We start from the raw sequence: 13,931 nt of genomic DNA, 5'->3' as shown, positions 1-13,931 counted from the left end.
GTTGTAGTAGAAAAGCAAAAAGCCGGGGCCTTGGCCCCGGCTTTTTGTCGCTAGGCCCGCCGGAGAGTCACGCCGTCGGACTTCATGAACAATTCCTTGCCTTCCTCCGTGACGCCCGGGCCTGAGTGCTCCAGCCACACCACATTTCCGCTGCCGGAAACTTCCTCGATCAGCCCTGCCGCGATCACGTGCGCGTACTTGACTACCTCCACGCGCTCGCCAACCTTGAGTTGCCTCCAGTCCGAAACCGTCACCGAGTGTGCGTTTCGTCTGTAGAGGACTGCTCCACGTGCCTTCATTGAACTTCTACCCCTTTGTGGATGTTCGCTGTTGTGTATTGAGTTGTAACGGTTGACCGTCAAGCCCACGACACCGTTGGCGTGGACGTGACGTACACCATAAGTTCTACTACATTTGTCACGCCCCGGAGATTGCGTTGCGAACAATTTCCGGGACGTGACAAATTTGCCCATCAAATGAGCGTTTTATTCGACGTCAGGCCAAGATCCCGACGGCGGATTCGGCGGCCGCACGGACCGCGCCGGAGCCAACCAAACGGTCAGCCGCTTCGAGTTCGGGCGACAGGAACCGATCGGTTCCCGGTCCCTGGACCACTTCGCGAAGCACCTCGAGCACAGCTGTACCGGCCGGGCCCGGGGTGAGTTCGCCGTCGGACATCTGCGTGCGCATGTCGATAGCGCGGGCGCTGGTGACCAGCTCCACGGCCAGGACGCGGCGGAGGTTCTCCACGGCCTTGCGAAGCTTGCGGGCAGCGTGCCAGCCCATGGACACGTGGTCTTCCTGCATGGCAGAGCTCGGGATGGAGTCCACCGATGCGGGCACGGCCAGGCGCTTGTTGTCCGAAACCAGGCCGGCCTGCGTGTACTGGGCGATCATGAGGCCGGAATCGACGCCGGGGTCCGCAGCCAGGAAGGCCGGGAGACCGTGCGAGCGGGCCGGGTCCAGCATGCGGTCCGTGCGGCGCTCCGCGATGGAGCTGAGGTCCGCGACGGCGATCGCAAGGAAGTCCAGGACGTAGGCCACGGGTGCACCATGGAAGTTGCCGTTGGACGTGACGCGGCCGTCCGGCAGGACTACCGGGTTGTCGATTGCAGCGGCGAGTTCGCGGGAAGCCACCAGTGCGGCATGGTCCACGGTGTCGCGGACAGCGCCGGCAACCTGGGGGGCACAACGCAGCGAGTAGGCGTCCTGGACCTTGGTGTCGTTGACCCGGTGGGAGGCGACGATCGGCGAGTTGGACAGCACGCGCAGCATGTTGTCCGCGCTGGCAGCCTGACCCGGGTGCGGCCTGAGCGCGGCGTGAAGCTCCGGCAGGAACACTTGGTCGGTACCCAGCAGCGCCTCGACGCTGAGCGCGGCGGTGACATCCGCCGTCGCGAGCAACAAACGGATGTCAGCGATGGCCATCAGCAGCATGCCGAGCATGCCTTCCGTGCCGTTGACGAGGGCCAGGCCCTCCTTCTCCGCGAGAGTGACCGGCTCGATGCCGTGTTGCGCGAGCAGTTCAGCGACAGTCTGCTTGCCGGCCACGCCGTAGAGTTCGCCGTCGGGACCGGTTGCTTCGCCTTCGCCCATGAGGACCAGCGCGCAGTGGGACAGCGGGGCGAGGTCACCGGAGCAGCCTAGCGAACCGAACTCGCGGACCAGCGGCGTGATGCCTGCGTTGAGGACGTCCACCATGGTCTGCAGGACCACGGGACGGACGCCTGTGCGGCCGGAGGCGAGGGTCTTGGCGCGGAGGAACATGATGCCGCGGACCACTTCGCGTTCAACCGCCGGGCCCATACCCGCTGCGTGGCTGCGGATCAGGGACTTCTGCAACTGCGTGCGGAGGTCGTTGGGGATGTGGCGGTTGGCCAGGGCGCCGAAGCCCGTGGAAATACCATAGGCGGGGACGTCGCTGGTGGCGAGGCTGTCGATGTGCGCGCGGACTTTGGCGACGTTATCCAGGGCTTCCTGGGAGATGGTCACCTTGGCATCGTGGCGTGCGACGGCGACGACGTCTTCCGGGGTGACGCCGCTGGAACCCAGGGTAACGGTGAGTTGTTCGTTGGATGTAATGGTCATGTTCTTACTTGCTCTCCGGGGATTCGTTCATGGGGATGCGGACGCCGCGTTCGTTGGCGACTTCGACGGCGCGGTCGTAGCCGGCGTCGACGTGGCGGATGACGCCCATGCCGGGGTCGTTGGTGAGGAGTCGTTCGAGTTTCTCTGCGGCCAGATCGGTGCCGTCGGCGACGGAAACCTGCCCGGCGTGGAGGGACCGGCCAATCCCAACGCCGCCGCCGTGGTGGATCGAGACCCAGGTAGCGCCGGAGGAGGTGTTCAGCAAGGCGTTGAGCAAAGGCCAGTCGGCAATCGCATCGGACCCGTCGGCCATGGCCTCGGTCTCCCGGTACGGGGACGCGACCGAGCCGGAGTCCAGGTGGTCACGGCCGATCACGATCGGGGCCTTGACCTTGCCCTCCTTCACGAGCTGGTTGAACAACAGGCCGGCCTTGGCGCGTTCGCCGTACCCGAGCCAGCAAATACGCGCCGGCAGCCCTTCGAATTCCACCCGGTCCGCCGCGGCGTCGAGCCACTTGTGCAGGTGCTTGTTCTCGGGGAACAGTTCCTTGATGGCTTTGTCCGTGACGGCGATGTCTTCCGGGTCCCCGGACAGGGCAACCCAGCGGAACGGGCCCAGGCCCTCGCAGAACAACGGACGGATGTAGGCGGGAACGAAGCCGGGGAACTCGAACGCCCGGTCGTAGCCGCCCTTGCGTGCCTCGTCACGGATCGAGTTGCCGTAATCAAAGACCTCGGCCCCGGCGTCCTGGAATTCCACCATCGCCTGCACCTGACGGGCCATGGACGCCTGGGCCTTCTTGGTGAATCCTTCCGGATCCGCTGCGGCCTCGGTGTGCCACTCCGCCACGGTGATGCCCTCCGGCAAGTAGGACAGAGGGTCGTGGGCACTGGTCTGGTCGGTGACCACATCAAAGGTGACTTCCCCGGCCTTGTGACGGCGCAGCAGTTCCGGGAACACCTCAGCGGCGTTGCCCACATAGCCCACGGACCAGCCGCGGCGCTCGTCCTTGGCCTTCTGGACCTTGGCGATCGCGGCATCCAGATCCGTTTCGACCTCATCCAGGTAGCGCTTCCCGGCCCTACGGCGCAGACGGGTCTCGTCCACGTCCACGATCAGGCACGCACCATCATTCAGGGTCACGGCCAGCGGCTGCGCACCGCCCATCCCGCCACACCCACCGGTCAACGTCAGGGTGCCGGCCAGGGGTCCTTCGGTGGATCCTTCCGCAGCCGGTGCCGGGTGGCGGCCCTCGGCAGCGAGCTTGTTACCGACCGCGGCGAACGTCTCGTACGTGCCCTGCAGGATGCCCTGGGTGCCGATGTAAATCCAGGAACCGGCCGTCATCTGCCCGTACATCATCAGGCCCTCGGCCTCCAGACGACGGAACTCGGGCCACGTAGCCCAGTCGCCCACGAGGTTCGAGTTCGCCAGGAGCACCCGCGGAGCCCACTCATGGGTGCGGAACACCCCCACCGGCTTACCGGACTGCACCAGGAGGGTCTCGTCCTTCTCCATGGTCTCCAGGGTCCGGGTGATCGCATCAAACGCAGCCCAGGACCGCACAGCACGGCCCGTGCCGCCGTAAACCACCAAATCATCCGGACGCTCGGCGACCTCGGGATCCAGGTTGTTCATCAGCATGCGCAACGGCGCCTCGGTCTGCCACGACTTGGCAGTGAGCTCAGTACCCCGCGCGGCCTTAACCGGACGGGCACCAGTAGTGAAATCGGCGGGTGCCATGATGACTCCTTCGTCTTTGGGAAGTGTGTAGTGGAAAGTTCTTCTGCTTCTACTAAAGCCCCTTTACGAGGCCGCCGGAACGGCTTTTCAACTGGTGCTGTCCGGTATTACAGACGCATGTCGCCTCTCGTCGATCCTTCGCCCAAGCGGCGTGGTGAAGTAGGGCCAACCCCTCGCATTCACGCGAGAAGCGGCGCATGCTGGACCCATGGCAACGTTCCGAGTGACTATCCTCGTTGCGGCTCCGCCGGAGCGCGTTTTCGCGACCTGGACGGACTTGGACCGGTTCCCGGAATGGATCGGCGGAGTCACCAGCGTGTCCGATCGGGTTGGCTCAATCGACCAGGCCGGAAGCCGCTACACGGTGAAGTTCGGACGAATGGCCAGCCCCACCGAAATCCTCGCCGTCGAACGCTCCTGGCACATCCGCACACGGTTCGGCAACGCGATCCTGAAGGGCGAGTCAGATGTGAGGTTTGCCGCCGAGGGAGGCGGCACGCGCATCCACCAGGAGTTCATGACCCGTGGATTCATCTCGGCGATCTTTGGGCGGATTTTCGCCATGGGGTCCTACCGGGGCAGCTTCCGGGGTGAGCTGGAGACCTTCCGCAGACTCGTCGAGCGGGAAGTCGCCGAGCCTGGCCAAACCTGAGCCGGGCGAACCGAAGCCCGGTGAACCGAAGCCCCGTGAATAGGATGCGAACGGGCTAGCCAGCCGGGCGTCCGTGAATGCGTACCGACAATTCGTCGGCAGCCTTCCGGATGCGCGCAGCAAGTACCGGCCATTGCTCAGCCGGCACTTTGTCCTCCAAGAACGTGACGGCGACTGCCGCCGTCGGCCATCCCACGTGGTCAGTCACAGCTGCGGCGATGGACCCGAACCCAGGCGTAATCTCGCCATTTTCCGTGGCGTAGCCGCGCTGCCGCACCTGGTCCAGGTGGGAGGACAGGGCGGAGTATTTCATGATCGGGAATTCCACTTCGTGGCGCGACGTGAAGGCGGCGGCGTTCGGGTAAAGAGCCCGAACCTGCGACTTTGGCAGGGCGGCCAGGATCGCGCGGCCCGAGGCGGTGAGGTGGCTGGGCAGGCGGACTCCGACGTCGGTCACCAGGCTTGGGCGGTTCTTGGCGCGTTCCTCCACGATGTAAAGGACGTCGCGGCCGTGAAGCACGGCCAGATGCGCGCTTTCGCCGATCACGTCCACCAGCGAGGCCAACATGGGCCGCCCGAGACGCGACAAGGGCTCCTGCCGCGAATAGGCCGAACTGAGCTCGAAGGCGCTGATGCCGAGGCCGTAGCGCTGCTCTTCGTGCAGATGCAGGACGAAGCCGTTGGCCTCCATCACGCCCAGGAGGTGGTACACGCTGGAGCGCGGCAAGCCGAGTGCCGTCGCAATGTTCGACGCCGCCATCGGCCCTCGGCGCGAGGCCAAGAGTTTGAGGATGCGCAGCGTATTTTCGGCGGCAGGGACCTTGGACGTGGCCTTGCCTGGTGCCAGTGGCGTGGTTGTCATGGTTCCTCACTGCTCAAGACTGCTGAAGGAGACACCGTCCAGCCTTGCTCGGGGTGATGTGTCCGGTATCCCGTACTCAAGCGTGCCTTGTTACGCCGGGCAACGCCAGACCACTCACTCTATGCGGTGTCTGAAATACCAGACTTAACTAGTGTCTCGTGCTTGAGAGTGGCTCAGACCGTGCCAACCTCCCGACGCCGCACGGCGGCAAACGCGAACACCGCGAGAGCCGCTCCAATCCCGAGCATCCAAAAGCCGCCACTCCAATCTGTTCCGGTGTTGGTAACGATTGGCGTGTGCGTGAATGGCGAGAGGTCCCTGAGGGTCTTGTCGAAGCCCAGCATCCCGCCGTAGACACCCAGCACGATGCCCAGTGCCAGCAACGCCCAGCCGATTGGGACAGTAGCACGGGGAAAGGTAACAAAAACCGCAGCGGGCAAGGCAAGGTATAGCAGCGCAGCCGGGATTTGAGCTCCGGCAGTCTCCCATACGCTGCCCACTTCAATGGCTGATTCACCGGAGACCACCAAGGAATACCAGGCACCGAAGGCCGCGAACACCATGACGAGAACCACCGATGCTGCCCCGAGGCCGAGAAAGCTGCCAAACCAACGAACGCGTCCGAGCGGTTGCGAGAGCACCAGTTCTGCCGTGCCCGCCACTTCTTCCTGCCTCAATCGCAGAACGGCCTGGAGTCCGCAGGCCGCCGCCAGGATGCCACCGATTTCAAACAAGACAGCAATGACCAACTGCGTCATGGATGTTCCTTGCGCCTCGATCATGGCCCTGAGGATCGCGGTGACGGAGGAATTCGAGATGCTCACCTGCTGAATGGCAGCGCCGAGGGCGCCGGTGAGCAGACCCGCGATAAACCCGCCAATGCACCAGCTGACGATCGCGCCCTGCTGGAGTCGGAGTGCCAGGGCGAACGGCCCGCGGAGCGAGGGGCGGGCGTCCGTCGGGCCTCTCCGTCCGGCGAGCACGCTCGCGCCAACATCCCGCCTCGACATGATGACGGCGGTCAGTGAGACGCATACGATTCCAAGGCCCAGCGGAAGCAGCAGGGGCCACAGGCGATTTCCCGTGTAGGCAAAAGTCTGCTGCCCCCAGCCGATGGGCGAAACCCAGCTAGGCCATGCTGCCGTTACCGTAAGGCCGTCCTGGCTGACCTTGCCGGTCGCGTCCCCGAAACCGCGCAGAAGATAGGCGGCGACCACCAGCCCTGCCGCCGCTCCGTTTGCCCCACGCGAAGTACTCATGAACTCGGACGCGAGCAATCCGACGGTGAGAAACGCCAAGCCAATAGCTCCGGCCGCAAGACCGGCAATCAGCGAGCCCGCGGCATCGAGCCCGCCGGCGATAAAGCCGATCGTGACTGCCGCGGCCACCAGCACGTTTCCTATGAGCCCATGGGTCACTGTCGCCGTCAACGGCATCCACCGGCCCGCTGCCGTGGACGCGACCAGCTCAGCCCGGCCGGCTTCCTCCTCGGCGCGCGTATGCCGTACTGCCAGGAAGGTGTTCATCAGGCCGGCAAGGACACCGATAAAGGCGAAGATCTGGAAAAACGTAAATGCGTCCAGAGCAGGGCCCCTGACCAGGCCGCGGAGAATCAAAATAGCGGGAGTCGCCGTTGCAACATGCAGGATTTCGGCGCGGGAAGCATCGTCGCCGTACGCCGAAGCCACTGCTGTTGTGGCGAAAAAGGCGAGCGCACCGATGGAAGCAACCCAGCTCAGGAGTTGCCACCGGTCGCGGCGGAGTCGCTGCCAATAGAGGTCAAGAAAACGGCTCATCTCAAGGGCCCGTCCTGGCGGCCCGGGCGGCGCCGCCGGTGGTGAGCGCCGCCGTCGGACTTCACTTCCTCTGACTGGGGCGGAAGGGCAACCCCGTAGTGGCGGAGGAACAACTCTTCCAGCGACGGCGGAGCGACCAGGAGTCCTTGCACGCCAAGGCTGCCAAGGATCGGAAGGACCTCGTGGACACGGTCCGAATCAGCACTGAACTTGATCCGACCTGCGGCCAAGGTGAGGTCGTGGACTTGGGAAAGGCCTTGGAGGGCTTCGAGGTCCACCTGGTCCTGCGCGAAAGAGATCCCTGTGCGGGTCAGGTGGCGCAGGGATTCGAGCGTCCCGCCGTCGACGATCCGCCCTGCGCGGATGATGCTTACACTGTCGGCCAGCTGTTCCACCTCGGAGAGAATGTGGCTGGAAAGAAGGACGGTGGCGCCTTTCTCGCTGACGAGCCTCCGGATCTCGCGAGTAAAGACTGCCTCCATGAGGGGATCCAGACCGCTTGTCGGCTCGTCCAGAAGGTAGACCTCGGCGTCGGCAACGAGGGCTGCGATGAGCGCAACTTTCTGGCGATTTCCCTTTGAGTAGGCACGGCCCTTCTTGGTGGGGTCAAAGTCGAAGAGCTGGCACAAACGCTCCTTGCTGCGTCGATACCCAGCGCGATCTGCCCCGCCATCCCGAAGCCGCGAGAGGAAATCAATGGCCTCTCCCCCTGATAGATTCGGCCAGATGCTGACATCGCCGGGGACGCTGGCAACACGCCGGTGGAGTTCAACGGCGTCGGCCCATGGGTGCAATCCAAGGACTCTCGCACTGCCGGACGAGGCCCGTGCCAGGCCCAGCAGGATACGCAGGGTGGTGGACTTCCCTGCTCCGTTCGGGCCGAGGAAGCCGTGGACTTGCCCCTCAGGGACTTCGAGGTCGAGGCCGTCCAGTGCCTTGACCCGGCCGAAATTCTTATGAAGATCGACGGTCTGGATGACAGGGTCCATGGAGCCGACGTTACGCAGGATCGGCGCCCCTGTGAAGGAAGACAATAGGGAGATGAGATCCATCGTCTTGCATCCACGCCGCTGCCTGCGGCCCGAACTGCAATGAGTACGTTCGTCCTGATCCCTGGAGCGGGCGGCACGGCCTGGTATTGGAGCCGGGTGGTTCCTCTGCTGGAGCGTGCCGGACACGAGGCCGTTGCCGTCGACCTCCCAGGGGACGACGAAAATGCTGGCCTGCCCGAGTACACGCGACTCGTCTTGGAAGCCATCGGCGCCAGTACCGACGTCGTGCTCGTGGCCCAATCACTGGGCGGTTTTACCGCCCCCTTGGTCTGCGACCGTGCGTCGGTCCGCGAGCTCGTCCTCGTCAACGCAATGATCCCGGCGCCGGGCGAAACCCCCGGCGAGTGGTGGGCAAACACAGGTTGGGACGCCGCAAGGGAGAGCGCGGCGGCGGCCCACGGTTACAGTCCCGAGTTCGACGTTGCCACATATTTCCTGCACGACGTTCCACCGGACGTCGCTGCCACGGGCGAACCCTATCAGCGGGCGGAAGCCAACGCGGTCTTCGAATCAGTCTGCGGCTTCACGGAGTGGCCCAGCGTCCCAACCCGGGTACTCACCGGAAGGGAAGACCGGTTCTTTCCCATGGATTTCCAGCGCAGAGTGGCCAGGGAACGCTTAGGACTCACGCCTGACGTCATCGCAGGCGGGCACCTCTTGGCTTTGGCAAACCCGGAGGGCGTAGCGAAGTACCTGCTGCGGGGCTGATCCGCCCCAACCTCGGGATGTTCACCAAATTCACCCGATTATCCAAATTAACCAAATTAACCACAGTTAACCTAAACTCGCTCTATGCTCCCGACAGAGAATCCCTTTCGCCCTACGGCAGGGGCTACGCCGCCGGAGATTATCGGCAGATCGGGGCTTCTGGACGAGTTTGAATATGGCCTCAGACTAGGTTCCGGGGCACCTGGCTTGCTGTCCATCTTTACCGGCGCCCGCGGCATCGGCAAGACCGTTATGCTCGGCGCGGCCCACGACCTAGCCAAGGAACATGGTTGGGCTGTGATTGCGGAGACGGCTACCGGAACATTCATGGGGCGCATAGGTGAAAAGATGCGTCGACTTACCCACGAATTGGGGGATGGGCCCGACCCGCGACGACGCGTCACGGCAGTCACAGTTGCTGGATTTGGCGTCACCACGCAGTTGTCCCCGGAGCGGCAGGTGGATTGGCGCGAACTCGGTGAGACTCTCCTCCGTCTCCTCGACCAGCGGGCAACCGGGCTCCTCATTACAGTGGATGAGATCCACGCTGCCGATCGGACAGAACTGTCGCAACTAGCGGCTAACGTCCAACACTTTATCCAAGACGGCCTGCCCATAGGACTGATATTTGCTGGTTTGCCATCCGCCGTCTCCGATCTCCTGAACGAGGGTGTGGCAACGTTTCTTCGGCGAGCCGACAAAATCGACCTTCATGCCGCCGCGATACGGGACGTGGAGTCATCATTTGCCGATACGTTCACTGCCGCCGGAATCAGCGTCATCCCAGAGAACATCCATCGGGCGGCCGTTGCCACTGGGGGCTATCCTTTCCTAATTCAACTCGTGGGTTACTTCCTATGGAGGGAAGCCGAAAATCATGATGGATCTCTTTCCTCCGATGGCGTTGACAGAGCTATATCCGCAGCGACTCGTCGCAACGAACGCGTGGTCATCGAAGCTGCACTCGCTACGGCATCTGCAAAGGACAGGGAGTTCCTTCACGCCATGTCGGTGGACGATGAAACTTCAACGATGGCTGACATCGCCTCCAGGATCGGAGCGGGGTCCGCACTGGCAGGCAAGTATCGCATTCGACTTCTGGCGGCCGGCCTCATAGAAACAGCCGGTCACGGCAAGGTTGTCTTTGCTATCCCGGGGCTTCGGGAATACCTGCGAAAGAATCCCCGCTCCTAGGTATGCCCAGGGCGCCGGCTAAGGCTGGGCCTTGACCGACGTCTCCAGCGCTGCCTTCGCCGGCGTTTTCCGGCGCAGAAGCAGCGTAATTCCACCGGCCGCCGCAGCGACCAGCAACGCGATCAGCCCGATGGTCCAAGGGTTCAACCCTTGTGAGGTGCTGGCAGCCGTGGCGGCTTCCTGGGCTTCCGGCTCCACGGACACGATGTCATTCGGATTTGCGCTGCCAGCCGGAGGAGGAAGCGCGGGTAGGCCAGTGCCCGGCCCACCCGTCTCGCCCGTTGCGGGGATCACGACGGCGGGTGCCGGTTGCCACGGCACCAGCGCCGGGGCTGATCCAGCCAACTGGTGGACGTCGACCAGCGGCACGCCACTCAGCGGGAGCGCTGCTTCGGCGGCCTTGACTGCTCCTGCCTGACGTGCCTCTTCTGCTCGGCGGGCCGCTTCTGCCTGTCGTGCCGCTTCAGCCGACTTGGCAGCGTTGGCCGCCGTCCCGGCGTCGAGCGCTGCTTTGTCTGCCAGTCCGGCGAGTTCGGCGATCATGACGTCGACCGACGCTACGTGGGCGGCCGTGGCCTTGTCACGCTCGGCAGCGGCGGCTTTTCCGCTGGTCATGAATGCCTGAAGGTCGGCCCTACTGCCGTCGAGGGCGACGCTGGCAGCTGCCCGCACCTCGGGTGTTGAACCCAAGGCGAAGGTCGTCTGGACCCGGTTATCCAGGGCCAACGCTTGATCAAATCCGTAGTCCAGGAAGTACCGGACATCAGCGTGGTTTGCCGAACTGAGAGCGGCGTCGGCGGCTGCGTTTACATGCCCGCCACCAAGGTGGAGAAGCTGGTAAACGCGCTGCCGGTCCGCGCCCAAAGCAGAGCCATCCAGTTTGATCGCCGCCGCGTAGCCACTGGTGATGAAGGCCTTGATCCCGGAGTCGCCTGCCAGATGTGCAGCCTCAGCGGTCTTCTTCACCTCCGGGGTGCCGGTAAGTGCCAGATCCAGCGTGGCCTGCCGGGCTTCCTTAATGCGGGCATCGAGATCGGTTCCCGGTGCGGTAAGGGTTGCCAGTAGCTCCGGAATTTCGCGGGCCGCGGCCGCGAAGGCCGCCTTGGCTGGCTCCTCGGATGTCAGCAGCGCAGTATCCGTGGCCTGCCGAGGCGAAGCCAACGATGAAAGGAAGTCCCTGTCCGCGACGAGACGCGATGAGTCCGCTGACCTCGCAGCAGTTGCGGTGCTCCGAGCCTGCTCGACGGCGGTCCTCGCCCTCTCCGCCACGGCGGCGGCCCCGTTGGGGTTGGCTGCGACGTCTGCCTTGACCTGCTGCAGCAGGTCAGTCACTGCCGCGGTTTCAGTGTGATGGTCTGAGGCGACGAACTGCCCGTAGCGAAGGAAATCAGCAACGAAGTCCGCGCTGGAGGTGTCGAGGGCAGCTTGAGCTCCGAGAGTTACCGCAGGCACGGGTGAATTCGTCAGGTAGTAAACCGCCTCCCGATCCTGGCCTTGGGCAATCTTCCTCCAGCCCTCAAGCACGAACTGCTCAATGGCTTCCCCGCCCGAGTCCAGGCTCTTGGAAGCGGCAGCACTGATTTGAGGGTTTTCCAGGCTAGTGAAAAACGTCGCCGTCGTCCGAAGGTCGCCGTCCCAAGTGCTCGCCCACCCGTCGGACAAGAAGGCTATTGTTGCGGCGTCGGAAATGAGAGCTGCTTTCGCGGAGGACCGCACGTGCGCGCTCCCCCGCTTCGTCAGCTCGGTGACCAGCTCCTTACGGTCCGTTGCCAGCGCAACGTCCTGTCCGCCGTCGAGGAATGCCTGCACCGCCTCGGGCCCGCCCACCAAGGCAAGCTGGGCTGCCGCCCGCGTTGCCGGCCCACCTGCCCTCCACAGATCAAGGACCCCGGCCGCATCAACAGCCCGCTCTACGAACGGAACAGGAGCCTGCGAGGCGAGGGGAATCTCAAATTCGGGAATGTCGTAGGCCTGGGCGGGGCCGGCGAAGAGCAGGGATGCCCCCGCTAACAAGGCAACAAAGGCCGCGGTCCAACGATGGCGGGCAGCACGGATGGAAGCAACGCGGAAAGCAGACATCAAAGATTCCCCCAAGAAAGATGCGACGACAGTGCCCGAGCCATCCGGGCGGCGTTGGACCTGAAGACCTGCCTACCGGGGTGACTAGCTGTCCGCGGACATCGTATCTGAGATTCGACTGTGACTCCTGTCGCACTGTCTGCGATCAAAGACACCAAACACCCGTGAGGCCAATCACAAGGCGGCCAAAAGTGATCTGCTGGATAGCGATCCCCTCCCAAAGACGAGAAGGTTTTACCATGCAACAAACCATGCTGGCTTCGAAGGACACTGTCCTCCAGGCCGCCGGTACGGCACTAAGCCGTGGCCTCAACGTCCGTCACATCCGCTTCATGGCACTCGGATCCGCAATCGGCACGGGACTGTTTTACGGTTCTGCGTCCGCCATACAGAAAGCCGGCCCGGCCGTCCTTTTGGCCTACATCATCGGCGGCGCAGCCGTGTTCATGGTGATGCGAGCACTTGGTGAAATGGCCGTCCGACACCCCGTTTCCGGCTCATTCGGCCAATACGCGAGCAAGTACCTTGGACCGTTCGCCGGCTTCGTTACCGGCTGGACGTACGTGTTCGAGATGGCGATCGTGGCCATCGCCGACGTCACCGCGTTCAGCATCTATATGGGCTTCTGGTTCCCACAGGTGGATCGCTGGATCTGGGTCCTCGCGATCATTCTCTTCCTGGGTGCCATGAACCTGTTGAGCGTTAAGGTCTTCGGTGAACTGGAGTTCTGGTTCTCGCTGATCAAGGTGGTGGCGATTATCGCCATGATCGTCGGAGGCGCAGCAATCGTCGTTTTCGGCTTCCAAACGGGCGACGGCGGGGGCGTGGCACCGGGGTTGGGGAACCTGGTTAACCACGGCGGTTTGTTCCCGAACGGCTTCGAAGGGCTCCTGGCTGCGTTCGCCGTTGTGATGTTTGCGTTCGGTGGGATCGAAACAATCGGCATTACCGCTGGCGAAGCTGCCGATCCCAAAAAGGTCATCCCGCAGGCAGTCAACACTGTGCCAGTCCGTGTGCTGCTGTTCTACGTCCTGACCCTGGGCGTGTTGATGAGCATCTTCCCGTGGAACGAAATCGGCAGCAGCGGCAGCCCGTTCGTGCAGATCTTCGACGGCCTGGGCATCCCTGCTGCGCCGCACATCCTCAATGCCGTGGTCATCACAGCAGCCCTTTCCGCTATCAACAGCGACATCTTTGGTGCTGGCCGCATCCTGTTCGGACTTGCCCAGCAGGGCCATGCTCCGAAGAGCTTCGGCAAGATCTCCAGGCACGGCGTCCCTTGGATGACCGTGGTGATGATGGGCGGAATCCTGCTTGTGGGCGTCCTGCTGAACGCTGTGATCCCGGAGGATGTGTTCGTTCTGATCGCGTCGATCGCCACGTTTGCCACAGTGTGGGTTTGGGTGATGATCCTTGCTTCGCACGTTGCCATGAAGCGGGAGATCAAGCGCAAGGGGCTTCCGGCGTCGGAATTCGGTTCACCCTTATGGCCGGCAGCATCCATTCTGACCATGGCGTTCATGGCTATGGTGATCGTGATTCTCGGGGTCTTCGAGGACACTCGGGTAGCCCTGTATGTCGGCGGTACTTGGCTGATCCTGCTGTTCGTGGCTTACAAGCTATGGGTTCGCGGTGGTGGCCTGCGTCGTGCAGAGCTCGTGGACGAGACGGCCTGATTACCCGCGCCGAAACTGCAGTTAATGCCAATGTTCGCGCGGAACATTGGCATTAACTGTCAGCTCGTGAGGGGGCTCGG

Annotated in this window: 11 protein-coding genes; 4 read left to right on the top strand and 7 right to left on the bottom strand. The window is 63.5% G+C overall.

What is annotated here, in order from left to right:
- Positions 1–50: 50 nt before the first annotated feature.
- The 3 genes from AB4Z15_RS05415 to AB4Z15_RS05405 all read right to left on the bottom strand — a co-directional run bounded on the left by AB4Z15_RS05415 (position 51) and on the right by AB4Z15_RS05405 (position 3,832).
- Complete coding sequence (locus AB4Z15_RS05415; RefSeq protein WP_442016420.1) at positions 51–299, bottom strand: hypothetical protein; 249 nt, start codon at positions 297–299, stop codon at positions 51–53.
- 196 nt (positions 300–495) lie between these two features.
- Positions 496–2,088 (bottom strand): histidine ammonia-lyase, encoded by a 1,593-nt coding sequence (hutH, locus tag AB4Z15_RS05410; protein WP_442016419.1) that lies wholly within the window; start codon positions 2,086–2,088, stop codon positions 496–498.
- 4 nt (positions 2,089–2,092) lie between these two features.
- Positions 2,093–3,832 (bottom strand): urocanate hydratase, encoded by a 1,740-nt coding sequence (locus AB4Z15_RS05405; protein ID WP_442016418.1) that lies wholly within the window; start codon positions 3,830–3,832, stop codon positions 2,093–2,095.
- Positions 3,833–4,040: 208 nt separating this feature from the next.
- On the opposite strand from AB4Z15_RS05405, the gene AB4Z15_RS05400 reads away from it, so the two are divergent.
- Positions 4,041–4,484 (top strand): SRPBCC family protein, encoded by a 444-nt coding sequence (locus AB4Z15_RS05400; RefSeq protein WP_442016417.1) that lies wholly within the window; start codon positions 4,041–4,043, stop codon positions 4,482–4,484.
- A gap of 55 nt (positions 4,485–4,539) precedes the next feature.
- Here the strand turns inward: AB4Z15_RS05400 and AB4Z15_RS05395 are convergent, their stop codons facing one another.
- The 3 genes from AB4Z15_RS05395 to AB4Z15_RS05385 form a co-directional block, all read right to left on the bottom strand.
- Positions 4,540–5,346 (bottom strand): IclR family transcriptional regulator, encoded by an 807-nt coding sequence (locus tag AB4Z15_RS05395; protein ID WP_216922359.1) that lies wholly within the window; start codon positions 5,344–5,346, stop codon positions 4,540–4,542.
- 173 nt (positions 5,347–5,519) lie between these two features.
- Positions 5,520–7,142, bottom strand: coding sequence for an ABC transporter permease (locus AB4Z15_RS05390; RefSeq protein ID WP_442016416.1), 1,623 nt, complete (start codon positions 7,140–7,142; stop codon positions 5,520–5,522).
- Positions 7,139–8,131 carry an ABC transporter ATP-binding protein gene (locus AB4Z15_RS05385; RefSeq protein WP_442016444.1) on the bottom strand — a complete coding sequence of 331 codons (993 nt, stop codon included), beginning with the start codon at positions 8,129–8,131 and terminating at the stop codon, positions 7,139–7,141. Before AB4Z15_RS05385 ends, AB4Z15_RS05390 begins: the two co-directional genes overlap by 4 nt.
- 102 nt (positions 8,132–8,233) lie before the next feature.
- Here AB4Z15_RS05385 and AB4Z15_RS05380 point away from each other — a divergent pair, with 102 nt between their 5' ends.
- Complete coding sequence (locus AB4Z15_RS05380) at positions 8,234–8,902, top strand: alpha/beta fold hydrolase (protein WP_442016415.1); 669 nt, start codon at positions 8,234–8,236, stop codon at positions 8,900–8,902.
- 84 nt (positions 8,903–8,986) lie between these two features.
- The gene (locus tag AB4Z15_RS05375) at positions 8,987–10,096 is read left to right on the top strand and encodes an AAA family ATPase (protein WP_442016414.1); all 1,110 of its coding nucleotides are present in this window, start codon (positions 8,987–8,989) and stop codon (positions 10,094–10,096) included.
- 18 nt (positions 10,097–10,114) lie between these two features.
- On the opposite strand, the gene AB4Z15_RS05370 is transcribed toward AB4Z15_RS05375, so the two are convergent.
- Positions 10,115–12,175 carry an ALF repeat-containing protein gene (locus AB4Z15_RS05370; protein WP_442016413.1) on the bottom strand — a complete coding sequence of 687 codons (2,061 nt, stop codon included), beginning with the start codon at positions 12,173–12,175 and terminating at the stop codon, positions 10,115–10,117.
- A gap of 239 nt (positions 12,176–12,414) precedes the next feature.
- On the opposite strand from AB4Z15_RS05370, the gene AB4Z15_RS05365 reads away from it, so the two are divergent.
- On the top strand, positions 12,415–13,851 hold the full coding sequence (locus AB4Z15_RS05365; RefSeq protein ID WP_442016412.1) for an amino acid permease: 1,437 nt from the start codon (positions 12,415–12,417) through the stop codon (positions 13,849–13,851).
- Positions 13,852–13,931 lie beyond the last annotated feature (80 nt).

It is taken from the genome of Paenarthrobacter sp. 2TAF44 (assembly GCF_052114885.1).
Classification (GTDB): Bacteria; Actinomycetota; Actinomycetes; order Actinomycetales; family Micrococcaceae; genus Arthrobacter.
This window is presented reverse-complemented; position numbering and strand designations above follow the sequence as displayed.

Excerpts from the sequence above, each read along its gene's own strand:
- AB4Z15_RS05385 (WP_442016444.1), bottom strand. The coding sequence starts at position 8,131 with ATGGACCCTGTCATCCAGACCGTCGATCTTCATAAGAATTTCGGCCGG.
- AB4Z15_RS05405 (WP_442016418.1), bottom strand. The coding sequence starts at position 3,832 with ATGGCACCCGCCGATTTCACTACTGGTGCCCGTCCGGTTAAGGCCGCG.
- AB4Z15_RS05375 (WP_442016414.1), top strand. The coding sequence starts at position 8,987 with ATGCTCCCGACAGAGAATCCCTTTCGCCCTACGGCAGGGGCTACGCCG.
- AB4Z15_RS05400 (WP_442016417.1), top strand. The coding sequence starts at position 4,041 with ATGGCAACGTTCCGAGTGACTATCCTCGTTGCGGCTCCGCCGGAGCGC.
- AB4Z15_RS05395 (WP_216922359.1), bottom strand. The coding sequence starts at position 5,346 with ATGACAACCACGCCACTGGCACCAGGCAAGGCCACGTCCAAGGTCCCT.
- AB4Z15_RS05390 (WP_442016416.1), bottom strand. The coding sequence starts at position 7,142 with ATGAGCCGTTTTCTTGACCTCTATTGGCAGCGACTCCGCCGCGACCGG.
- AB4Z15_RS05380 (WP_442016415.1), top strand. The coding sequence starts at position 8,234 with ATGAGTACGTTCGTCCTGATCCCTGGAGCGGGCGGCACGGCCTGGTAT.
- AB4Z15_RS05415 (WP_442016420.1), bottom strand. The coding sequence starts at position 299 with ATGAAGGCACGTGGAGCAGTCCTCTACAGACGAAACGCACACTCGGTG.
- hutH (WP_442016419.1), bottom strand. The coding sequence starts at position 2,088 with ATGACCATTACATCCAACGAACAACTCACCGTTACCCTGGGTTCCAGC.
- AB4Z15_RS05370 (WP_442016413.1), bottom strand. The coding sequence starts at position 12,175 with ATGTCTGCTTTCCGCGTTGCTTCCATCCGTGCTGCCCGCCATCGTTGG.
- AB4Z15_RS05365 (WP_442016412.1), top strand. The coding sequence starts at position 12,415 with ATGCAACAAACCATGCTGGCTTCGAAGGACACTGTCCTCCAGGCCGCC.